The 22391-nt window shown below is 60.6% G+C and carries 22 protein-coding genes; 12 read left to right on the top strand and 10 right to left on the bottom strand.

The window, feature by feature from the left end; translation table 11 throughout:
- Positions 1-86 precede the first annotated feature (86 nt).
- The 7 genes from pta to AC2FEE_RS14865 all read left to right on the top strand — a co-directional run bounded on the left by pta (position 87) and on the right by AC2FEE_RS14865 (position 8150).
- Entirely contained in the window at positions 87-1109 is a 1023-nt protein-coding gene (gene pta / locus AC2FEE_RS14895; RefSeq protein ID WP_496866111.1) for a phosphate acetyltransferase, read from the top strand.
- 70 nt (positions 1110-1179) lie between these two features.
- A complete protein-coding gene (locus AC2FEE_RS14890; protein WP_496866110.1) occupies positions 1180-2211 on the top strand; it encodes a YeiH family protein in 1032 nt (343 codons plus the stop codon).
- Between the two features lie 27 nt (positions 2212-2238).
- On the top strand, positions 2239-5058 hold the full coding sequence (locus tag AC2FEE_RS14885; RefSeq protein ID WP_496866109.1) for a molybdopterin oxidoreductase family protein: 2820 nt from the start codon (positions 2239-2241) through the stop codon (positions 5056-5058).
- Positions 5055-5804: a 4Fe-4S dicluster domain-containing protein gene (locus AC2FEE_RS14880; RefSeq protein WP_496866108.1), complete on the top strand. Its 750-nt coding sequence runs from the start codon at positions 5055-5057 to the stop codon at positions 5802-5804. The genes AC2FEE_RS14885 and AC2FEE_RS14880 overlap by 4 nt, the downstream gene beginning before the upstream one ends.
- A complete protein-coding gene (locus tag AC2FEE_RS14875; RefSeq protein WP_496866107.1) occupies positions 5804-6691 on the top strand; it encodes a dimethyl sulfoxide reductase anchor subunit family protein in 888 nt (295 codons plus the stop codon). The genes AC2FEE_RS14880 and AC2FEE_RS14875 overlap by 1 nt, the downstream gene beginning before the upstream one ends.
- 158 nt (positions 6692-6849) lie before the next feature.
- Positions 6850-7260 (top strand): carboxymuconolactone decarboxylase family protein, encoded by a 411-nt coding sequence (locus AC2FEE_RS14870; RefSeq protein ID WP_496866106.1) that lies wholly within the window; start codon positions 6850-6852, stop codon positions 7258-7260.
- Positions 7257-8150: a sigma-70 family RNA polymerase sigma factor gene (locus AC2FEE_RS14865; protein WP_496866105.1), complete on the top strand. Its 894-nt coding sequence runs from the start codon at positions 7257-7259 to the stop codon at positions 8148-8150. The genes AC2FEE_RS14870 and AC2FEE_RS14865 overlap by 4 nt, the downstream gene beginning before the upstream one ends.
- A gap of 24 nt (positions 8151-8174) precedes the next feature.
- On the opposite strand, the gene dapA is transcribed toward AC2FEE_RS14865, so the two are convergent.
- Positions 8175-9047 (bottom strand): 4-hydroxy-tetrahydrodipicolinate synthase, encoded by an 873-nt coding sequence (gene dapA, locus AC2FEE_RS14860; protein WP_496866104.1) that lies wholly within the window; start codon positions 9045-9047, stop codon positions 8175-8177.
- 133 nt (positions 9048-9180) lie between these two features.
- Here dapA and AC2FEE_RS14855 point away from each other — a divergent pair, with 133 nt between their 5' ends.
- Positions 9181-11145, top strand: a complete 1965-nt coding sequence (locus tag AC2FEE_RS14855) for a lytic transglycosylase domain-containing protein (RefSeq protein WP_496866103.1) — start codon at positions 9181-9183, stop codon at positions 11143-11145.
- On the opposite strand, the gene AC2FEE_RS14850 is transcribed toward AC2FEE_RS14855, so the two are convergent.
- Positions 11119-11988, bottom strand: coding sequence for a DMT family transporter (locus AC2FEE_RS14850; RefSeq protein ID WP_496866102.1), 870 nt, complete (start codon positions 11986-11988; stop codon positions 11119-11121). The genes AC2FEE_RS14855 and AC2FEE_RS14850 overlap by 27 nt on opposite strands.
- Complete coding sequence (gene mnmC2 / locus AC2FEE_RS14845) at positions 11985-12650, bottom strand: tRNA (5-methylaminomethyl-2-thiouridine)(34)-methyltransferase MnmC2 (RefSeq protein ID WP_496866101.1); 666 nt, start codon at positions 12648-12650, stop codon at positions 11985-11987. Before mnmC2 ends, AC2FEE_RS14850 begins: the two co-directional genes overlap by 4 nt.
- Positions 12651-12699: 49 nt before the next feature.
- Here mnmC2 and AC2FEE_RS14840 point away from each other — a divergent pair, with 49 nt between their 5' ends.
- A complete protein-coding gene (locus AC2FEE_RS14840) occupies positions 12700-13740 on the top strand; it encodes an NAD(P)/FAD-dependent oxidoreductase (protein ID WP_496866100.1) in 1041 nt (346 codons plus the stop codon).
- Here AC2FEE_RS14840 and AC2FEE_RS14835 read toward each other — a convergent pair.
- The 4 genes from AC2FEE_RS14835 to AC2FEE_RS14820 form a co-directional block, all read right to left on the bottom strand.
- Positions 13732-14532 carry an HTD2 family dehydratase gene (locus AC2FEE_RS14835; RefSeq protein ID WP_496866099.1) on the bottom strand — a complete coding sequence of 267 codons (801 nt, stop codon included), beginning with the start codon at positions 14530-14532 and terminating at the stop codon, positions 13732-13734. The two genes, AC2FEE_RS14840 and AC2FEE_RS14835, sit on opposite strands and share 9 nt — an antisense overlap.
- A gap of 38 nt (positions 14533-14570) precedes the next feature.
- Entirely contained in the window at positions 14571-15113 is a 543-nt protein-coding gene (locus AC2FEE_RS14830; RefSeq protein ID WP_496866098.1) for an NADPH-dependent FMN reductase, read from the bottom strand.
- 114 nt (positions 15114-15227) lie between these two features.
- A complete protein-coding gene (locus AC2FEE_RS14825; RefSeq protein ID WP_496866097.1) occupies positions 15228-15899 on the bottom strand; it encodes a YiaD family glycine zipper/OmpA-like lipoprotein in 672 nt (223 codons plus the stop codon).
- A 118-nt stretch (positions 15900-16017) separates the two neighbouring features.
- Positions 16018-16710 carry a helix-turn-helix transcriptional regulator gene (locus AC2FEE_RS14820; RefSeq protein ID WP_496866096.1) on the bottom strand — a complete coding sequence of 231 codons (693 nt, stop codon included), beginning with the start codon at positions 16708-16710 and terminating at the stop codon, positions 16018-16020.
- 102 nt (positions 16711-16812) lie between these two features.
- Here AC2FEE_RS14820 and AC2FEE_RS14815 point away from each other — a divergent pair, with 102 nt between their 5' ends.
- On the top strand, positions 16813-16998 hold the full coding sequence (locus tag AC2FEE_RS14815; protein ID WP_496866095.1) for a hypothetical protein: 186 nt from the start codon (positions 16813-16815) through the stop codon (positions 16996-16998).
- 3 nt (positions 16999-17001) lie between these two features.
- On the opposite strand, the gene AC2FEE_RS14810 is transcribed toward AC2FEE_RS14815, so the two are convergent.
- Entirely contained in the window at positions 17002-17649 is a 648-nt protein-coding gene (locus tag AC2FEE_RS14810; RefSeq protein ID WP_496866115.1) for an RluA family pseudouridine synthase, read from the bottom strand.
- 97 nt (positions 17650-17746) lie between these two features.
- Here AC2FEE_RS14810 and AC2FEE_RS14805 point away from each other — a divergent pair, with 97 nt between their 5' ends.
- Together AC2FEE_RS14805 and AC2FEE_RS14800 are read left to right on the top strand one after the other, a co-directional pair.
- Positions 17747-18157 (top strand): nuclear transport factor 2 family protein, encoded by a 411-nt coding sequence (locus AC2FEE_RS14805; protein ID WP_496866094.1) that lies wholly within the window; start codon positions 17747-17749, stop codon positions 18155-18157.
- Positions 18158-18159: 2 nt separating this feature from the next.
- Positions 18160-18864 (top strand): SGNH/GDSL hydrolase family protein, encoded by a 705-nt coding sequence (locus AC2FEE_RS14800; RefSeq protein ID WP_496866093.1) that lies wholly within the window; start codon positions 18160-18162, stop codon positions 18862-18864.
- On the opposite strand, the gene rarD is transcribed toward AC2FEE_RS14800, so the two are convergent.
- Positions 18855-19760 (bottom strand): EamA family transporter RarD, encoded by a 906-nt coding sequence (gene rarD / locus AC2FEE_RS14795; protein ID WP_496866092.1) that lies wholly within the window; start codon positions 19758-19760, stop codon positions 18855-18857. The two genes, AC2FEE_RS14800 and rarD, sit on opposite strands and share 10 nt — an antisense overlap.
- A gap of 161 nt (positions 19761-19921) precedes the next feature.
- A complete protein-coding gene (locus AC2FEE_RS14790; protein ID WP_496866091.1) occupies positions 19922-22375 on the bottom strand; it encodes a GcvT family protein in 2454 nt (817 codons plus the stop codon).
- Positions 22376-22391 lie beyond the last annotated feature (16 nt).

The raw sequence follows: 22391 nt of genomic DNA, 5'->3' as shown, positions 1-22391 counted from the left end.
TTCCGTCGTGACGCAATGAAAAAGCCGGTCGAAGTCGCCGGCATCAGCGAAAACGACATGACACCGCAGGCCGGAGCGTAATCCGAGTGAAACCTCTGCGCGCCATTCTCGGGACTGCAAGCGCCTCTGACAAGATCATCGCCTTAGCCGAAGGCGATGATCCCCGTGTTGTCGAAGGCGCGGTCATGGCCGTGAAAGAGAACGTTGCGCGGATTATTCTGATTGGCAGCAAGGCCGAAGTCTCGGCCTTGCTGGACACGCATGAAAGCTATGATCGCGAACGGATCAAAATTCACGATCCTGCCAACTCTTCACTGACACCCGAGCTTGCACAAGCGCTGTATGAACGGCGCAAACACAAGGGTATTTCGCTTGACCAGGCGCGGCAACAGATTACAAACCGTCTGAATTTTGCCGCCATGCTGGTGCAGCAGGGCATAGCTGACGGCACTGTCGGCGGCGCGGTTGAAACCACGTCAGACACCGTGCGCGCCGCGTTGCAGATCATTGGTACCGCCCCGGATGCCGCCATGGTCTCCAGCTTTTTCCTGATGCTGTTCTGCAAGGACCATCACGACGTCAAAGGCGCACGCATCTTTGCCGATTGCGGTCTGGTTGTTGACCCGAGCGCACAGGAAATGGCCGAGATCGCCCGCGCCTCAGCCGCGTCCTACGAGACCCTGACCGGTGAAACCGCGCGCGTGGCAATGCTGTCCTTCTCCACCTCCGGCAGCGCCCAACATGCCAAAGTTTCCAAGGTCGTCGAGGCCACGCAAATTGCGCGCGATAGGGACCCGACGCTGTTGATCGACGGAGAGTTGCAGTTCGATGCCGCCTTCGTGCCCGAGGTCGCGGCCAAGAAAGCCACCGACTCGCCGCTGAAAGGTGAGGCGAATGTCTTTGTCTTTCCCAACCTGGATGCCGGAAACCTGGGATACAAGATCGCCCAGCGCATCGGCAGGGTCGAGGCGATCGGCCCGGTCCTGCAGGGGCTGGCCAAACCCGCAAACGACCTGTCGCGCGGATGTTCCGCCGAAGACATTCTGCACATGATCGCCGTGACGGCCGTGCAGGCTCAACATGCCGAGTCCAAGCCGAAGACGTGTTGACCCGATCACCGAAGAACCCTGGCGGCTTGTCTGCCGATACCGTATTTTTTTAAGAAGGCCTGTTGGGTAGATGCTGGTAAAGACCGAGCTTACGTCTCTTTTCGGCGCAAACGCCGCCCGGACGATCCGCACCCTGTTTCCCGGCGTGCTGGTGGCGATGACCGTTGCCGCAACGGCCAAGTTCCTGTCCGAGCACTATGCTACCCCTGCCATGCTGATGGCGCTGTTGCTGGGCATCGCGCTCAGCTTTCTGGGGGAAGAGGGTAAAACCGTGCCCGGCATCGGCTTTGCCGCGAAATCACTGTTGCGTCTGGGCGTGGCGCTTTTGGGCGTTCGGGTTTCGATGACGCTGATGATGGGGCTGGGCTGGGACCTGATCGCATTGGTCGTTGGTGGTGTTCTGGCCACGATCGCATTTGGCCTGCTGATCGCGCGCTTCTTTGGGCACAAATGGCGCTTTGCCTTTCTGACCGCAGGATCGGTTGCGATCTGCGGTGCCTCTGCCGCAATGGCAATCAGCGCCATCCTGCCCAAGGACGAGCGGTCCGAGGAACGGCTGATCTTTACCGTTCTGGGTGTCACCGTGCTGTCGACCATAGCTATGATCGCCTACCCCATCCTGGTGCGCACATTGGGCATGAGCGACGTGGCAGGCGGCGTGTTCCTGGGCGGCACGATCCACGACGTTGCGCAGGTTGTTGGCGCGGGTTTCTCGATCTCGGAACAGACCGGCGACACCGCAACGCTGGTGAAGCTGTTCCGCGTGGCCATGCTGGCTCCGGTGGTTCTGGTCGCCTCGCTGATTATCCGCAGTGTCGCCGACATGGATGAGGCAGGCCAACGCCCGCCGATCCTGCCCGGCTTTGTCGTGGGTTTTCTGGTTTTGGCTGGGGCCAGCTCATTCGGTCTGATCCCGCCGTTCATTTCGGAACTGCTCAGCCAAACCTCGCGCTGGCTGTTGCTGATCGCCATCGCGGCGGTCGGCATGAAGACCAACCTGAAACAAATCCTGTCGGTCGGCGGCGCTGCAATCGCCCTGATCGTCGTGGAAACTCTTTTTATTGCAGGAGTTATCCTCGCCGGAATAACATTCCTGACCTGATACGCTGCCCCGACAGAAGGACGCCAGATGACCATCCAGCAACCGAAGATCGACACCAGCCCCAAAGTCTCGGACGAGGTCCGGCGCACCACCTGTTACATGTGCGCCTGTCGCTGTGGCATCAACGTGCATATGAAGGATGGCAAGGTCGCCTATATCGAAGGCAACCGCGACCACCCGGTGAACAAGGGCGTTCTTTGCGCCAAAGGATCGGCAGGGATCATGCAGGTCAACGCGCCGTCCCGCCTGCGCAAGCCGCTGCTTCGGGTCGGGCCGCGAGGTTCGGGTGAGTTCCGTGAGATCGAATGGGATGAGGCGATCAGCACAGCCGTCGGCTGGCTGAATGAACTGCACGAGACCGCACCGCAGAAACTGGCCTTCTTCACTGGCCGCGATCAAAGCCAGAGCTTCACCTCTTTCTGGGCACAGAATTTCGGCACGCCAAACTATGCGGCCCATGGCGGGTTCTGTTCAGTCAACATGGCTGCAGGTGGCATCTATACCATGGGTGGTGCCTTCTGGGAGTTCGGCCAGCCCGACTGGGAGTATACCAAGCTGTTCATGCTGTTCGGTGTGGCCGAAGACCATGACAGCAACCCGATCAAGATGGGCATCGGCAAGATCAAGGCGCGCGGCGCGCGGGTGATCGGGGTGAACCCGATCCGCTCGGGCTATAACGCCGTCGCTGATGACTGGGTCGGGATCACGCCCGGCACCGATGGTCTGTTCATCCTGTCGCTGATCCATGTGCTGATGAAGGCGGGCAAGATTGATCTCGACTACCTCAGCCGCTACACGAACGCACCGGTTCTGTTGAACGCCGCAGAAGGGTCCGAAAAGGGCCTGTTCCTGCGCGACGCCGATGGCAAACCGCTGGTCATCGACCGAGTGACAGGTGAGCCGACGGCTTTTGACAAGCCGGGTGTCCGCCCTGATCTGTCGGCCACGTATGAAAAAGATGGCGTCACCCACCGCCCGGTCTTCCACCTGATGGCCGAGAAGTACCTGACCGACGCTCACGCCCCCGAAGCGGTCGCCGAGCGCTGCGGCATATCCGCCAGCCGTATCCGCGCCATCGCCGCCGAAATCGCCCGCGTCGCCTTTGACGAGGTCTTCGAGCTGGACCACGAATGGACCGATTTCCGGGGTGAAACACATTCAAAAATGATCGGCCGCCCGGTCAGTTTTCACGCCATGCGCGGGATTTCGGCCCATGCCAACGGGTTTCAGACTTGCCGCGCGCTGCATGTGCTGCAGATCCTGCTTGGAACGGTTGAAGTCCCCGGTGGCTTCCGTTTCAAACCGCCCTACCCCAAACCGGTAGAGGCACACCCCAGTCCGCACGGGGACCGTCGGCCCGGACGCCCGCTGGAAGGTCCGCACCTGGGATTTGTGCGTGGCCCCGAAGACCTGCTGATCGACGATTGCGGCACGCCACAGCGCATCGACAAAGCATTCACGTGGGAGAACCCCATGTCCGCCCACGGGCTGATGCACATGGTGATCTCGAACGCCGCCGCCGGTGATCCTTACAAGATCGACACGCTGTTCATGTACATGGCGAACATGTCATGGAACTCCTCCATGAACACCAAGGGTGTGATGGAGATGCTGACCGCCCGCAACGAAGACGGAAAATACGTCATCCCCAAGATCATCTATTCCGATGCCTATTCTTCGGAAATGGTGGCCTATGCCGACCTGGTCCTGCCCGACACCACCTATCTGGAACGGCACGACTGTATTTCTCTGCTCGACCGCCCGATCTGTGAGGCCGACGCCGCCGCCGACGCGATCCGCTGGCCGGTGGTCGAACCCGACCGAGACGTGCGCGGATTTCAGTCGGTACTGATCGAACTGGCCAACCGCATGAACCTTCCGGGCTTCACCAACGAAGATGGCACGCCCAAGTGGAAGGACTACGCCGACTATATCGTCAACCATCAGCGCAAGCCGGGCATCGGCCCGCTGGCCGGGTTCCGGGGCGAAAACGGAGACAAGGAAGGCCGCGGAGAGGTCAACCCCGACCAACTGAACCGCTATATCGAAAACGGCGGCTTCTACGTCGCGCATATCCCCAAAGGCGCGGATTACTACAAGCCGTGGAACGCGGCCTATCAGGACTGGGCCGTGGGAATGGGCATCTATGACAGCCCGCAACCTTACCTGTTCCAGCTCTACTCCGAGCCGATGCGCAAGTTCCAACTGGCTGCAGAAGGCCACGGCGACCGCCAGCCGCCCGAGCACCTGCGCCAGCGCATCAAGGACACCATGGACCCGCTGCCGATTTGGTATGAAACCGATCAGCAAGGCAATCAGGGCTTTACGGTCAACGCCCTGACCCAGCGCCCGATGGCGATGTATCACAGCTGGGGCACGCAGAACGCATGGTTGCGGCAGCTGCACGGGCGCAACCCGCTCTATGTTCCAACCAAGCTGATGCGGGAACATGGGTTGCAGGATGGCGACTGGGCCAAGGTCAGCTCTCCGCACGGGGAAATTACCGTTCCGGTCATGGAGATGGCCGCACTGAACGACAACACCGTCTGGACATGGAACGCCATCGGTAAACGCAAAGGCGCCTGGGCCCTGCAGGAGGATGCGCCGGAGGCCACCAAGGGCTTCCTGCTGAACCACCTGATTCACGAATTGCTACCGCCAAAAGGTGACGGGCAACGTTGGGCAAATTCTGACCCCATCACCGGACAGGCCGCCTGGTTCGACCTGAAAGTGAAAATCGAAAAAGCAGACGCCCCGAGTGACGCGGAAAGCCAGCCCGAATTTGGTCCGATCAAGTCACCCGTTGGCGCCGGCCCGAAAGATCTGGCGTGGAAGGTAGGCAAATGACTCAGCTCCCCCAATCCACCGAACGCAAAATGGGTCTGGTTATCGACCTGGATACCTGTGTCGGCTGCCATGCCTGCGTGATCTCATGCAAAGGCTGGAACACCGAGAATTACGGCGCACCATTGTCGGATCAGGACGCCTATGGCGGCAACCCGTCGGGCACATTCCTGAACCGCGTGCATTCGTATGAGGTGACGCCGGATGAAGGCCACGCCCAGCTGATCCATTTCCCCAAATCCTGCCTGCATTGTGAGGACGCGCCCTGCGTCACCGTCTGCCCCACCGGGGCCAGCTACAAAAGGGTCGAAGACGGCATTGTTCTGGTCAATGAAAGTGACTGTATCGGCTGCGGCCTGTGTGCCTGGTCCTGCCCTTATGGCGCGCGTGAACTGGACGTTGCCGAAGGTGTGATGAAAAAATGCACCCTCTGCGTCGACCGTATCTATAACGAAAACCTGCCCGAAGTGGACCGCGTCCCCTCTTGCGTCCGGACCTGCCCCGCTGGCGCACGTCATTTCGGTGATCTTGGCGACCCCGACAGCGATGTCAGCAAACTCGTGTCCGAGCGCGAGGGTATGGACTTGATGCCTGAAATGGGCACCAAACCCGTCAACAAATACCTGCCGCCGCGGCCCAAGGATCAGATCGAGGACCAGATCGACATTCTGGCACCGCTGTTGGCCCCGGTCGCCGAAGAGCCCGAAGGCTTCCTCGGCTGGCTCGACAAAACTTTGGAGAAGCTCTGATGCATCCGGCCCCTTCTGTCATCATCTTCACAACCTGTTCCGGGCTTGGCTTTGGATTGCTGTTTTTTCTTGGCCTTGGCCAGCCCGAGGTAACCGGTTTCGTCGCGTTCGTGTTCTACGTGATCGCCTACGCTCTGGCGGTGGGCGGCCTGCTCGCCTCAACCTTCCACCTGGGTCACCCCGAACGTGCCTGGAAAGCATTCAGCCAATGGAAATCCAGCTGGCTCAGCCGCGAAGGGATCTGCGCCGTTGCTGCGCTGCTGGTCATGGGGCTGTATGCGCTTGGTGCCGTGTTTATGGGCAGCCACTGGACGGTATTGGGTTGGGCCGGAGCACTGCTCAGTCTGGCCACCGTGTTTACCACCTCGATGATCTATACCCAGCTAAAGACAGTCCCGCGTTGGAACATGAACCTGACGCCGGCATTGTTCCTGTCGTTCAGCCTTGCAGGGGGTGCCCTAGTGGCCGGGGCCGAAGCCTTGGCCCCTTGGCTGCTGGCCATCGCCGGAGCTGTGCAGCTTGCCTATTGGGCCAAGGGTGACGGCGCGCTGGCCCGGTCTGGCACCTCCCTGGGCACCGCCACCGGATTGGGAGGCCGAGGCACAGTTCGTGCCTTTGAACCTCCACACACGGGAACCAACTATCTGCTGCGAGAATTCGTCCACGTCGTCGGGCGCAAACATGCACAGAAACTGCGAGCGATTTCCTTTGGGTTGGCCTTTGTCCTTCCGTTGCTGTTGATCCTGATCCCGGTCTCGGGGGTCGCGATCAAACATATCTTCGCACTGCTGGCCGTATTGTCACATCTGACCGGCGTCGTAGTCTCGCGTTGGCTTTTCTTCGCGCAAGCTGAACACGTCGTAGGGTTATATTACGGCAAGCGCTGAATACGATTGAAAGAGCCTCGGGAGAGAGGCTTTTTTTTTGCACCATGTCACAAACCCGGTGACTCGTGCGTCCTGTTTTTGTTCAATCCCAAAACAGGAGAAACTGATGCCCCCCCCGGATCAATCACTTTGCCCTTGCACCCGACCTGTTGCAGCCCATGCTGGACTTGGAAGAGCGTCTGCGCGCGTCCGAACTGGAACATAGCCTGATCGAACTTGTGAAACTCAGGGTTTCTCAGATCAATGGCTGTGCCTATTGCATTCACATGCATACACATGACGCTCGCGCAAACGGCGAAACCGAGGACCGCTTGCACCTGTTGAACGCCTGGCATGAATCGTCGCTGTATTCGGAGCGCGAACGCGCGGCATTGATATGGGCCGAAACGCTCTCCCGGATCGAAACCAGCCGTGCACCTGACGATGTTTACAGGGCGGTTGTTGCGCAGTTTTCGGAGCGGGACCTGGTTACACTGACGCTTGTGACCACCACGATCAATGCCTGGAACCGCCTGGCCATTGGGTTTGCGATGCCACACCCCAAAAACAACAAGGCCACAGCTGCGTGACCCGTCCGATCCCTCTGCCCGAAGATCAGGCCTATGTCGAAATGCAACCGCGTCTTTTCGCGGTTGCTTATCGTATGCTTGGATCAGTCAGCGATGCCGAGGATATCGTTCAGGAAGCTTACCTGCGCTGGCGGCGCGTTGACACCGAGCAGGTACGCGAAGCTACAGGTTATCTCATCCGCGTAGTTTCCAGGCTTTGCCTCGATCACCTACGCGCGGCCCGGGCCACGCGTGAGGCTTACCCCGGAGAATGGTTGCCAGAACCGCTGATTACAGAAGACGCAACAGAACGATTGGACCGCGACGTTTCGGTTGCGCTCCTGATGGCTTTGGAGCGTTTGTCGCCTCTGGAACGCGCTGCATTCCTTTTGCACGACGTATTCGAACATTCCTATGCCGACTTGTCTGACACGCTGAACCGCAGCCAGAGCAGCTGTCGCCAACTCGTCAGCCGTGCCAGAAAGCACGTTGATCACGTGAAGCCTCGTGCAAGCGTCACGCGTGAGCACGGCGAAGAACTGGCCAAGGCGTTTTTCGACGCAGCAAAAAGCGGCGATACAAAAGACCTGACCAACCTGTTGGCACGGGATGTACAATTGCACTCGGATGGTGGCGGCAAAATCATCGCGACACTGAACCCGATTTACGGGCGGGAAAAAGTCATTCGGTTTTTCGCGGGGCTGGCGCGGAAAGCCACTGCCGATCAGACCTATTCCGCAGCCTTCTGTTGGCTGAATGGTCTACCGGCAATAATCAACAAAGAACTGGCCGGGTCATTGCAAGCGACCTCGCTAAAGATCGAAGAGGGTAAGATCGCGGCCATCTATGTGGTTCGCAATCCTGAGAAGACCCAACATCTGGAAAAACTGCTGGCAGACAGGGCCTGCTGATGTCAACAGGCCCCGGCAAATGACTCAGAGCAACCCCGCATGTTCCATTGCAGCGTCGATGGCGATCTTGGTGCTATCGTCCAACGCGGTCAGGGGCGAGCGGACTTCGGTGCTGCATAGGCCCAGCTTGCTGAGTGCGTATTTGGCGCCAACCAGACCCGGCTCGATAAAGATCGCTTCGTGCAGAGGCATCAGACGGTCCTGATACGCCAGCGCCTTGGTGTAGTCGCCCGCCAGCGTCGCCTGCTGGAATTCGGCACACAGCTTCGGCGCAACGTTCGCGGTGACCGAAATGCAGCCGACGCCGCCATGCGCGTTGAAACCCAGCGCAGTGGCGTCTTCGCCCGACAGTTGACAGAAGTCGGGCCCACAGGAGGCGCGTTGCTGACTGACACGGGCCAGGTCGCCTGTGGCGTCCTTCACGCCAACGATGCGCGGCAGCTCGGCCAGCTCTCCCATCGTTGCAGGTGTCATGTCGATCACCGACCGGCCGGGGATGTTGTAGATGATGATCGGAATATCGGCGCAATCATGCAGCGCGCGGAAATGCGCGATCAGACCCTTCTGGGTGGGCTTGTTGTAATACGGCGTCACAACCAGCGCCGCGTCCGCACCGATCCGTTCTGCGAATCGCACGAAGCGGATCGCTTCGACCGTGTTGTTCGAGCCCGCACCCGCGATAACCGACACGCGACCGGCGGCGGCTTTGACAACCTCTTCCACGACGGTTTCGTGCTCTTCATGGCTGAGCGTCGGGCTTTCACCGGTGGTGCCTACGGGAACCAGCCCGGTGGAACCTTCCTGAATCTGCCATTCTACCAAGTGTTTGAGTGTCTTCAGGTCCAACTCGCCGTTTGTGAACGGGGTGACGAGGGCTGGCATTGAGCCTTTGAACATGACACGCTCCTTGGTGTGCGGTTAGCGATTTTTACGCCTCGGGCCATCACAATCGTCACGATGTGAGTTGATCCCGGCGGCGCAAGGTTTATCCTGAGTGGCTGTATCCTTGGTTGGTTGGGAAATGCAAGGCATGACACGCGTTCTGGCGCTTTTGATAGCTATGATTCTGGGGTCAATCGGACAGGCGCAGGCCGACGCCGTGGGCGATCTGCGCGCCGGGATGAATGAAATGCGCAAGGGCGACTGGAATGCGGCCTTGCGTGTGTCGGGCAAGCGGGGGTCCGTCAACCGCGATATCATCGTCTGGCACTGGCTGCGGCAGGGCTTTGGCAGCTCGGGCGATGTGCTTGTGTTTCTGGAGCGACGTCCGGACTGGCCCGGTCTGGCCTGGCTGCGACGCAAAAGCGAGCCCGCCTTCACCGGTGCTGATCCCGACCGGGTGATGAAATTCTATGCCGGCAACCGGCCGCAAACAGCGGAAGGTGCGTTGAACTATGCGGTCGCGCAGAAGGCCAAGGGGCATCCGGGCGATGCCGAAGCCGATATCGTGGCCGCCTGGCGCACCATGCCGATGGGGTCGGGGCTGCAAAAGGACTACCTTGAGAATTTCGGCAAGCTGTTGAAACCCCATCACGCCGCCCGGCTGGACCGGATGCTATGGGATGGGCACCTTGTCAGCGCCGGGCAGATGTTGCCCTTGGTCAGCGCCGACCAGCGCAAGCTGGCAGAGGCGCGGATTGCCTTGCAAAAACGCCAGCCCGGTGTTGATAACAAGGTCGCCGCGGTTCCGAAAGCGCTGGTCGAATCTCCGGGTCTGGCTTTTGACCGGTTTGTCTGGCGCGACAAGAAGGAACTGGACGACAGCGCGATTGACCTGATGCTGGCACGTTCGACCGGGCCGGATGCGCTGGGTGAGCCGGATAAATGGGCCGAGGGTCGCCGCCGTCTGGCGCGGCTTGAAATGCGCAATGGCGATCTCAGCCGTGCTTACAAGATCGCCGCCAACCACCACATGACACCCGAGATGGGCTATGCATATGCGGATCTGGAATGGCTGGCCGGGTTCCTTGCGCTGCGCAAGTTGAATGATCCCGCCACGGCGGTGCGGCATTTCCAGAACTTCTCGGGCGCCGTGGAATCACCGATCTCGAAAGGGCGCGGCGGCTATTGGCTCGGCCGGGCCTATGCGGCTCAGGGGGAGGCTGAGAAAGCCTATGAAGCCTATGCGATGGGCGCGGATTATCAAACCTCGTTCTATGGCCTGCTGGCAGCCGAACGGATCGGACGGCCCTTCGACGGTGAGCTGGCCAATCCGCGCCGGGCACCGCATTGGAAACAGGCCGATTTCGCCAACTCAAGCGTATTGGAAGCCGGACTGCTGTTGTTGCGCGCCGGGGAAAAAAACTTGTCCGAGCGTTTCCTGACCCATCTGGTCGAAGAGCTTGACCCGGTGCAAGCCACACAGCTGGGCGATCTGGTGATCGAACTGAAAGAGCCTCATCTGGCGGTGATGATTGCCAAGCGCGCGGCCAAAACCGGCGTTGTTCTGCCCGCCGCCTACTACCCGGTGCATCCGGTAGCAGATATGGGCCTGCCCATGGCCAAAGAAATGACACTGGCCATCGCCCGCCGCGAAAGCGAGTTCGACCCTGTGGTTGTCAGCGGCGCCGGCGCACGCGGGTTGATGCAGGTAATGCCCGCCACAGCCAAGCTGGTGGCCAAGGAACTGGGCATCCTCGGTGGTCACAAGACGTTGAAACTGACTTCGGACTGGCAATACAACGCCAAGCTGGGTGCAAATTACCTCTCGGGTCTGGCAGCTGATTTCAACGGCAATGTGGTGATGATGGCCGCAGGGTATAACGCTGGACCGCGCCGCCCGATCTCGTGGATGCAGCGCTATGGTGACCCCCGCGCCGGTGAGATCGACGTGGTCGACTGGATTGAGACCATCCCCTTCAGCGAGACCCGCAACTACGTGATGCGGGTGGCCGAAAGCCTGCCGGTCTATCGTGCACGGCTTGGCCAGCCCGCTTTGCCGGTTCCCTTCTCGCAGGAGTTGGTCGGCTCAACCCTGGCTTCGTTCGCGCCATAGGGTGAACAGGCCCGCAGCCACGACCAATGCGGCCCCGATGACAACTGCGGGCCGCAGCGCCTCACCAAAGACCGAGATGCCGAGTATTGCGCTCCAGATCAGATGGAAATAGGCAAAGGGCTGTACGGCGCTGGCCTCGGCCATTTCATAGCATTTGATCAACAGCCAGTGGCCCAGAACGCCGCTGACACAGAGCAGCGCCATCCACGCCCAATCCGCGCGCGCCATCGGTTCCCAGAACCACATCCCCACCAGTGTCATCGCAACGGCCCCGGCAATGCCAGTCCAGAAAAAACTGGTGGCCGAACTGTCCTTGCGGGCAACATAGCGGGTCAGCAATCCATAAACCGCGAACATCAGCGCGGAAATTAGTGGCAGGATAGCCCAAGGGTTAAACACACCAACGCCTGGTTGCAGGATGATCAGAACGCCGATGCAGCCCACTCCGATCGCCATCCAGCGCCGCCAGCCAACCTGCTCGCCCAGTACCGGCCCGCTGAGTGCCGCGACCAGCAACGGATAACAGATGAACACTGCCATGCTGTCGATCAAACCCAGCACCGTGAAGGCATAAACGGCGACGCAAATCTCGGCCGCCAGTAAGACGCCGCGGAAGACTTGCAGCCCGAGTTGGCTGGTCCGGGTTGCAGCCACCAAGCCTCCGGGAGATCGCGCGGCCAGCGCAATCACAAAGGCGGCGAAAAACCAATAGCGGATCATCACAACCATGTAGGTGTTGTATGTTCCCGCCAGATGGCGCGAGATGCCGTCCTGCAGGGCAAAGACAATCGTCGCCGCGATCATCAGCGCGATGCCCGCGCGGGAGTTGTTCTGCTGCGTCATTCCTGGATCGCCCGGGTCATATGGCGTTTGCGGCCGTAACCGGGCGTGCGGGTGACGGTAAAGCCCGCCCCCTCCAATCCGCGCCGCACAAACCCGGCAGCAGTATAGGTGGACGCCGTGCCGCCAGCCGCCGTGTGATCGGCCACCTGCTGCATCAAATCCGCCTCCCAGAGCTCGGGGTTCTTGGCTGGCGAGAACCCGTCCAGAAACCAGGCATCGGCCTCGCCTTCCCATGCGGGCAGCGTTTGACGCGCGTCGCCTTCGATCACCTCAAGATGCAGGGAGCCCAGATCACAACACCCGCCCTGCCATCGATCCAGAAAACGGTCGGTCCAAGGCGCAAGTTCTGGAAAAGCGGCCAGCGCACGGGACATGTCGACGGCCACCATCGGGAAAGCCTCGAAACTGGTGAAGGTCAGAGGGGTGGTTTGCCCCGCCTTCTCCCATTCAGACCACACGGTCAGCATGTTCAGACCGGTGCCGAACCCCAGTTCGGCAATGCGAAACCCCGGCGCAAACCGCGCAGGCAGGTCATTGCCCGCTAGAAATACGTGTCGCGTCTCTTCCAGCCCGTTCTGCAGTGAGAAATACGGATCATCGAAACGGTCCGAGACCGGAATCTGATCCTCGGTCCATGTCAGTTCGGCACGCTGGTCTGCCATCGGGGAATCCTGTAGCTAAGCGGCGCGACACTGAACAAGGAAAAGGGGAATGGCAATGGTCGATGTAACGGTGCGCGGTGCGGGCATCTTTGGCCTGTCCATCGCCTGGACCTGCGCCCGACGTGGCGCAAAAGTGCAGGTTGTCGATCCGTTTGGTGCCGGTTCAGGCTCCAGCAACGGGTTAGTCGGTGCAATGGCCCCGCATGTGCCCGAGAACTGGAACGCCAAGAAAGCCTTTCAGTTCGACAGCCTGATCATGGCCGAGCCGTTCTGGAAACAGGTCGAAGCCACCGGCGGCGTTTCCCCCGGTTACGCGCGGTTGGGCCGGCTGCAACCCATCGCCGATGCCCGCACGCTGGAGCTTGCCTATGCCCGCGCGGAAACCGCTGCCGAGTTGTGGCAAGGGCGCGCCGAATGGCGGGTTGTCGAGGTCGAGGCGCTCGGTTCATGGTGTCCGCTCAGCCCAACCGGTTTCGTGGTCCACGACACGCTAAGCGCGCGAATGCACCCCCGCCGCGCCTGTGCCGCGCTGGTGTCGGCGTTGGCGGTGATGGGGGTGGACGTGATGACGGACGCGCCGGACCAAGGACGGGTCGTTCACGCCACCGGTCTTGCCGGATTGCAAGAACTGAGCCAAGCCTTTGGCAAAACTGTCGGCAATGGCGTTAAGGGTCAAGCCGCGCTGCTGCGTTTTGATGCGGGTGAAGTGCCGCAGCTGTTTGCCGATGCGATCCACATCGTGCCCCATGCCGATGGAACCCTTGCGATCGGTTCGACCTCAGAACGCGACTATGACGACCCATCCAGCACGGATGCCGCGCTGGACGACGTGCTGGACCGCGCCACGCGGGCGGTGCCTTTGCTGCACGGCGCTGAGGTGATCGAACGGTGGGCCGGGGTGCGCCCCCGCAGCAAAAGCCGCGCCCCGATGCTGGGAGCACATCCGTTGCATCAGGGGCAGTTCATCGCCAATGGTGGCTTCAAGATCGGTTTCGGCATGGCCCCGAAATTGGCCGAGGTCATGACCGATCTAGTGCTGGATGGGCGCGACACGATCCCCGACGATTTCCGGCCCGAGGCCTCACTTTGATGAAGACACAGCCTCGGCCAACATGCATTGCCGCCCATCTGGGCCGCGTACCCAAAGGGATTGCCCGTTCCGACACAGTGTCGCGGTTTCGAAATGCATCAGCGGCGCGGTTGCCCGGAACGAGAACTTCGCCAAAGGCCCCATAGCGTCTTCCGCATACAGCATCAGGTGTTGCGCCAGCAACGGGCCGTGCACGACCAGCCCGGCATAGCCTTCGACATCGCGGGCATAGTCCAGATCATAGTGGATACGGTGGCCGTTGAAGGTCAGCGCCGAATAGCGAAACAGCAAAGTGCTGTCAAAAGTGACCGTGCACTGGTCTGTCTCGTCCGTGCGCGCCAGGGGCGGAACCGGTTTGACCTCATCAGGCGATGGATCCTGACGGTAGACCAGATCCTGCCATTCGGTCAGGCACAGCGTATCACTCTGCCAGACCTCGTGGCGCAGCGTAACAAATCCCAATGGCCCGGTGCGTCCCGTTTTCGAAGTCGCTTTTTCACAGACCGAGCGGCGCTTAGCCCCTGCCCCCGCGATCAGAGGCGTGAGGAAGTGCAGGCGGCCGCCCGCCCACATGCGACGGGGCAGGCCCATATCGGGGATCAGACTGCCCCCCACCTTCGGATGCCCATCGCGGCCCAAACGCTCTGGCGGCTGGGGCAACCAGAAATAGAGTTGGTGAAAGAACGGCGGCAGCGCCGCCCCCGCCATTATCGTACCGTCCTGCCCCAACGCCACCTGCAATGCAGCAGCACGGGCCGGGTCGATCACATCAGATTGAATTTCATCTGCCATAGCAGCAGATTAAGCGGCCCGGAGAGAGTCAACAAGCGTTAGAACCCTGCCTCAGTTCGCAGCTTCTCCATCAAGGTCCGCAAGCTGCTTTCGTAGTGGTCGCTGGTCAGTTTCCCCTGCTCGTCGAACTCGTTCGAGCTGTTGGCCAGATGGATTTCCGGCCCCTGCAGGATGCGCGGTTGGAACGGTACCATACAGCTGCGCAGAACCATCTGCGCCCGTTCACCACCCGCACGGCCAGCTGCCGCGGACATCACGGCAACCGGTTTGTCTGCCCAAGGGCGGCCATCGGTCCGGCTGACCCAATCCAGTGCGTTTTTCAGAACGCCTGACGGACCCTTGTTGTATTCCGGCGTTGAGATGATCACCGCATGAGCCTGCGCGATCTGTTCGGCCAGCGTTTGGACCGCCTGCGGAATGCCCTCGCCCGCTTCCAGATCACCGTCATAGAGCGGCAGGTTCAGATCGGCCTCGATATGGGTGCCGGGGTTGAACAGCCGCGCGGCCTCACGCAGCAGTTTGCGGTTGGTGGCATTTTGGCGCAACGAGCCTGAAAGGCTCAGCAGGATCGGTTCAGACATCAGGAAACTCCGTCATGGTGTTTCCCAATAGCTAGCCCAAAGGCCGCAAGCGCCAAAGCCCAGTTGACGCGCAGTCAATGTGCGAAAAAGGGCACCCGCAGGTGCCCCCTCGCATTAAACGCTACCGTTCGGGATGATCTCGATATCGACCCGGCGGTTGCGGGCCTTGCCCTCGGGCGTCAGGTTCGACGCGGCGGGTCGGTTCTCACCCAGGCCGACCGTGCTGATCCGGGCGCTGCTAACACCATTGGCTTGCAGGATATCCGCAACCGACCGGGCGCGGCGTTCGGACAGGGCCTGATTATAGGACGCCTCGCCATCACTGTCGGTATGGCCGACGACCTGGACGCGCGAATTGGGATACCGCGTCAGGTTCTGACCCACCCGCACCAGATCGGCGCGCAGCGCCGGGCGCACGGTCGCGCTGTCGGTATCAAAGGAGATATCATTCGGCACGGTGACAATCAGACGGTCGCCCGCATTGGTGACGGTGATGCCCTGATTGGCCAGTTGCTGACGCAGCTCGGCCGCTTGACGGTCCAGCTGATTGCCGATCAAACCGCCACCGGCGGCACCCACAGCAGCCCCGGCCAGTGCACCCAGACCCGGGTTCGAGTTATTGGCAATCGCGCCAACTCCGGCCCCGACTAGACCGCCCAAAATCGCGCCTTGTTTCGTGTTCTGGTTGGGATCGGCTGGCAGGTTCAGCGTGCCGGGATCTGTACAGGCCCCCAGAAACAAAGCCGCGCTCAGCCCGGCGGACAATACAAATTTGGAAATCGTCATGATATCACCTTCTGCTCCGGCACCCGTTTACCGGGCGCATATTGTTTGGTGCAGTTTATCGCGCTGCTTGCAGGCGTTCTCAAGCAACAATCCGGTGAAATCGGCGAATACCCGCCGCCTAGGATGCCCGTGCCGAGGCATCCCAGCGGTTCTGTTCCTGCCAGATCGCGCGTAGGGGTTCGCCCTGCCCGCAAAAGTGATCCTCGGTTAATTCACAGGCCCAGATGCGGTCGGTGCGGAAATGGCGGAACCCGTTCCGTAACTCGCACCAGGCGGCCAGCAAGGTGCATTCGATGTGATAGATTAGTGCAACGGGCCGTACGATCCGTTCGGTCCGGTCCCCTTCGGCGTTTACGTAGGTGATGCGAATCTTGCGCTCGTCCCGGATTGCCTCGCGATAGTTCACCACGGGCACGCAGCCTTTTTCGGGGTCGTCCATTGGGGCGCCCCACGGGGCGACTTGCAACCAGTCGGCGGGCGCGCGCAGGGCTTCAATCTTGCGACACACCCGGTCGGCGGCCTGTTGCAACGTACTGTCACCGGTGCGCGCCAGCATCGACAGGCCGACCCACAGGGCCTCAACCTCTTCGGCGTCAAAGTTCAGCGGCGGCAGGTCATAACCGCGCCGCATCAGGTAGCCGACACCGGCCTCGCCCTCGATCGGAGTGCGTTGCGCCTGCAGGGCCGCGATATCGCGGTAGACCGTACGCGCGGACACTTCGAGCTTTTCGGCCAGCATTTCAGCCGTCACCGGTGCCTCGGCAGCACGCAGGATCTGGATGATTTCGAACAGGCGGGTGGAACGGCGCATGGGTGTCTCCGGTTCATCTGCTGACACTCTAGCACACCCCCCTGACAAGGTGGTGTCAGGAGTGATGGGCGAAGGTTGATCGCAGAGAAAAGGAGATCACCGATGCCCTACCACGACAATCACGTGCTGATGACCCTGAAACTAGATCGCTGGGCTCAGGATCACACCCTACGCGGGTTTGAGATCGAACGCGAAATCATGGCCGCCCGCCAGCCCTGCGCCCCGCGCACGCGGCGCAGACGGTTTTCGCTGGGCAATCTCAAGATGCTGTGGACCAGCGCGGCCTGAGGATCAGAAATCCGCCTTGGCACGGAACTTCATCGATACGCCCCCTTCGGGGTTCTTCAGGCGCAGTTCCTCGGAATGCAGCATCAGGCGCGGAAAATCCCGCGCCGCGCCTTTGGCATAGAACGGGTCGCCCAGAATCGGGTGGCCCAGCGCCAGCATATGCACCCGCAGCTGATGAGACCGGCCCGTCTTGGGGGACAGGCGCACACGGGTCGTGTCGACTTCGTGTTTCATGACGCGCCAATCGGTGACGGCGGGTTTTCCGTTCTCATGACACACCATCTGACGCGGACGGTTGGGCCAATCCACGATCAGCGGCAGATCAACGGTTCCGGTTTTTGGCTCAACCCGCCCCCAGACACGCGCCACATAGGTCTTGCGGGTCTGGCGCGCCTCGAACTGCATGCTCAGATGACGCTGCGCATGGGGGGTCTGGGCAAAGACCATCACGCCCGACGTGTCCCGGTCCAGCCGGTGCACCAGCAATGCCTGCGGAAACACCGCCTGCACGCGAGTCAGCAGGCAATCGGCCAGATGCTCACCCCGCCCCGGCACCGACAGCAGGCCCGGCGGCTTGTTCACCACAATCAGCTTCGCATCTTCATACAAGACGTCCAAAGGGGTGTTCGGGGGATCATAGGTCTCGCTCATGCGCGCCTGCCTACCGCAGCGCGGCACCTCCCGCAACGTCGCGCTTGCCTGAACGAAACGGTTCAGCAACTCTGCACCCAAAGCGGAAGGAGTACCCATGCACCCCACGATCAAACACATGCAAGAGGTGGTCGCCAAAGGCGATGAGAGCCTGATCCACGAATTGCTGGCCGAAGATGTGCGCTTTTCTCCGCCCACCTATTACAGCACTTGGACCGGTCGCGCACCGGTGGCGGCAGTGCTGGGCCATGTGGGGCAGGTGTTCTCAGATTTCCGCTATCGCCGCGTGATGGGTGAGGGCAAGGACTGGGCGCTGGAATTCCGGTGCAAGGTCGGAGATCTGGACGCCGTGGGCGTTGACCTGATCACGCTGAACGATGACGGGCTGATCCAGGAGTTTGAGGTCGTAATGCGCCCCTACAAAACCATCGGCGCCCTGCGCGAGGCGATGATGAAGCGCGTCATGACCGACCCGCGGTTCCTTGAATACAAGAACGCGCTCAGCTGACCATGCCTGTCGCCGCCGATCAGCTGTTGCGTGTGCCGTTGCTGCCGGTTCTGGCGGTTCAAGGCCTGTCGGTGCGCCGCAATGCTCAACTTTTGCCGGAACCCAGCGGCCCGCGCCAAGGGCGCGTGGGACGAGGGCCGCGACGGCGTCTTCTGATCGCAGGCGACAGTTCCGCCGCAGGGGTTGGTGCGGGGACGCAGGCGCAAGCTCTGTCTGGCTATCTCGTGGCTCAGCTGGCCAAGCACTATACGGTTGAATGGCGGCTTGAGGCCACGACCGGGCATACAACACAGGACACGATTGACCGACTAAGCGGCCTTACCGGCCAGTTCGATATGGCCATCACTGCGCTCGGCGTGAATGACGTGACACGCGGTGTGACACGCCAAAGGTTCGTCGCCCACCAAACCCGATTGCTGGAACTTTTGACTGGCAAACACGGGGTGCGACGGCTGGTGGTCACGGCCGTGCCGCAGATGAACCTGTTCCCAGCCCTGCCACAGCCGCTAGCTTGGGTACTGGGACGGCAAGCCGCCCGGCTGGATCGCGGTTTGCAGCAGGTTGCGGCCGGCTTTCCACAAGCACGACATCTGCAACTGGATTTGCCCAACGACCCGGCCCTCGCTGCGCCGGATGGCTACCACCCCAGCCCAAAAACCTATGCCATTTGGGCCAAAGAGGCCGCTCGCCTATTGCGTCAGGCCTGAGCCCGCATCTGCCGGATCATTGGGACCGAATAGACCACCAGCGCCGTCCAAATCAGCGGAAACGCAATCATGCGCCCCCGGTCGATCTGTTCGCCGAATACCGTGATGGCTGTGATGAAAATCATAGTCGGCGCAATGTATTGCAGGATTCCCATTGTCGAAAGCCGTACCAGTTTCGCCCCGTTGGCGTAGACCAACAATGGCACGGCGGTGACAACACCCGCACAGGCCAGCAGCATAGTGTCCGAGGCCCCAACTCCGAAATGCCCGGTGCCCTGCACACCCAGCCAGGTGACATAGATCAGCGCCGGGACTAGCAGGATCAGAACTTCAAGCAGAAACCCCTGATTTGGACCAATGGGCAGCGACCGCTTGAAAAACGCGTAGAACCCCCAGCTGACCATCAGACCCAGCGCAGGCCACGGAAGGCTGCCAGCTTCGATCACCAGAACCAGCACTCCTAACGCCGCAATTGCCACTGCCGCCATTTGCGTTTTCGTCAAAGGCTCACGCAGCAGAACAGCCCCTAATGCAATACTGAACAGCGGATTGATGTAATAACCCAGCGCCGCATCCAAAGCCCGGTCATTGGCAATCGCCCAGACATAAATCGCCCAATTTACAGAAATCAGAGCCGCCGTTATGCAAGCCATTCCCAACATCTTTGGATTCACCAGCGCCGCTTTCAAATCGCGCGTGCGCCCCAACGCCACCAGCAACAGCCCCGCCACCGGAACCGACCAGATGATGCGGTGCGACACGACCTCAATCGGCCCCACATGAGACATCGCCTTCATATATAGCGGCAGAAAACCCCACAGGGCATAGGCCGTCACGGCCAATGCCAACCCTTTGGGTTTATCTGCGTTGTTGGGCGGTACAGGAGTGTCTGCCACGGCGGGTCTCCGACTGATACCGGATCTCTCTACGGCAAATCAGACCGGGTTGGAAACTGCGAAAACTGTGAAGCAGGCCATCAGGAAATCTGATATGTCGCGACGCCCACCATCGCACCCCAAGAAAAAAGCCGGGGCGCCGCAGCGCCCCGACAATTTAGTTATACTTTAACGCGTTCCGATTTCGGGTCGTACATCGGTTTCAGCGACGCCTCGGCTTTGACCTTCACGCCGCAGACGTCGATTTCGTAGGTCGAGGCCAGCACATCCGCTGCCTTTTCACCTTCGCACGGTACGTAGCCCAGACCAATAGCAGCACCCAAAGTGTGGCCGTAGTTGCCTGAGCTCAGATAGCCCACGTATTCACCATCGCGGATGATCGGCTCATTGTGGAACAGCAACGGCTCTGCATCGGTCAGTTTAAACTGCACCAAACGGTTCTTGGGACCACTTTCCTTGCGCGCAATCACCGCCTCGCGGCCGATGAAATCGCTGCCCTTGTCCACTTTGACCGCGAAGCCGAGCCCCGCATCCACCACGTGGTCTTCGCAGGTGATGTCGTGACCAAAGTGTCGGAAACCCTTCTCGATCCGGCAACTGTCCATCATGTGCATCCCACAGAGTTTCAGCCCCATGTCCTGCCCGGCTTCGTGCAGCGTCTCGAATACATGACCAGCCATGTCGGACGAGACATAAACCTCCCAGCCAAGTTCACCCACATAAGTCACACGATGCACGCGGGCGAGGCCCATGCCGATCTCGATTTCCTGCGCAGTGCCGAAAGGATTTGTCGCGTTCGAGAAGTCGTTGGGCGAGACTTTCTCCAACAGCGCGCGAGCGTTCGGGCCCATCACCGCCAGAACGCCTTCGCCAGCGGTCACGTCGGTAATGACCACATTGAAGTTGCTCGCGTGGCGCATCATCCAGGTCTGATCGGCCAGGCGCGTCGCGGCCGGTGTCACCACCAGATATGAGGTCTCGGTCAGGCGGGTCACGGTCACATCAGACTCGATCCCGCCGGTACGGTTCAGGAACTGGGTGTAGACGATCTTGCCATTGGGCACTGAATAATCGCCGCCGCCGATATAGTTCATGAACTTCTCGGCGTCGGGCCCTTCGATGCGGATCTTGCCGAAAGACGACATGTCGTACATGCCAACATTTTCGCGCACAGCACGGTGTTCGGCCGCCGAGTTTTCGAACCAGTTCTGGCGCTTCCAGCTGTATTGGTATTCGCGCTCCTGCCCTTCCTCGGCAAACCAGTTGGCACGTTCCCAACCGGCCAGTTCGCCCATCACAGCGCCCTGTTCCATCAGGTGATGATGGAACGGCGTACGGCGAATGCCGCGTGCTGTGGCCTTCTGACGATAGGGGAAGTGGTCGGCATAAAGCAGACCCAGCGTCTCTTTCGAGCGTTCAAACAGGTATTTCTTATTGCCTTGGAACGGCTGCATCCGGCCGATGTCCACGTCACCCAAATCAAAGGGCTTCTCACCGCTGTCCATCCATTCGGCCAGCGCCATGCCCGCACCACCGGCGGATTGGATACCGATCGAGTTGAAACCGGCGGCAACCCAGACATTATCCATCTCTGGCGCGAGACCCAAGTGATATGCGTCGTCGGGCGTAAAGGACTCGGGGCCGTTGAAGAAGGTGTGAATGCCGGCCTCGGCCAGCATCGGCATCCGGTTACAGGCCGCTTCGAGGATCGGCTCAAAGTGGTCGAAATCTTCGGGTAGTTGGTCGAACTCAAAGGTGTCGGGAATACCACCCATACCCCAGGGTTTGGCATTAGGTTCAAACGCGCCCAGAAGGATTTTGCCCGCGTCTTCCTTGTAGTAAGCGCACTCATCCGGAACACGCAGAACCGGCAACTGTGTCAAACCGTCGATGCCTTCGGTCACGATATAGAAGTGTTCGCACGCATGCAGCGGGACATTCACGCCCGCCATGCGGCCAACCTCGTGACCCCACATCCCGGCGCAGTTCACCACCATGTCGCATTCTATGTGACCCGAGGCGCTGCCATCGTCAGCGACCCAGTCTACACCAGTTACCTTGCGCCCCCGCTTGGCGATATCAGTGACCTTCACACGTTCCTTTACGATGCCGCCACGCTGACGAGCGCCCTTGGCCAGTGCCAGGGCAATGTTCGCCGGATCGCCCTGCCCGTCCAGCGGCAGATACACTGCGCCTTTGACATCTTCGATGTTTAAATGCGGATACAGCTCGGCCACGCGCTCGTTCGAGATCTCTTCAACCTCGACCCCAAAGGCGCGGGCCATGGCGGCCTGACGATAGATCTCTTCCTTGCGCTCTTCGGTAAGCGCAACGGTGATCGAACCACAGCGCTTGAAGCCGGTGGCGACGCCGGTCTCTTCTTCCAATGAGCCGTAGAGCTCCTGGCTGTACTTCGCCAGCTTGGTCATGTTCGCCGTAGCGCGCAGCTGTGCGATCAGACCTGCGGCATGCCATGTGGTGCCGCTGGTCAGCTGCTTGCGCTCCAGCAGGACAACGTCGTTCCAGCCCTTTTTGGTCAAGTGATACGCGACCGAGCATCCGATGACGCCGCCGCCGATGATGACCACACGGGCCTTGCTGGGAAGATCAACCATCCTGAAATCTCCGCTG

The sequence above is a fragment of the Ruegeria sp. YTSC199 genome (assembly GCF_059609725.1).
This window is presented reverse-complemented; position numbering and strand designations above follow the sequence as displayed.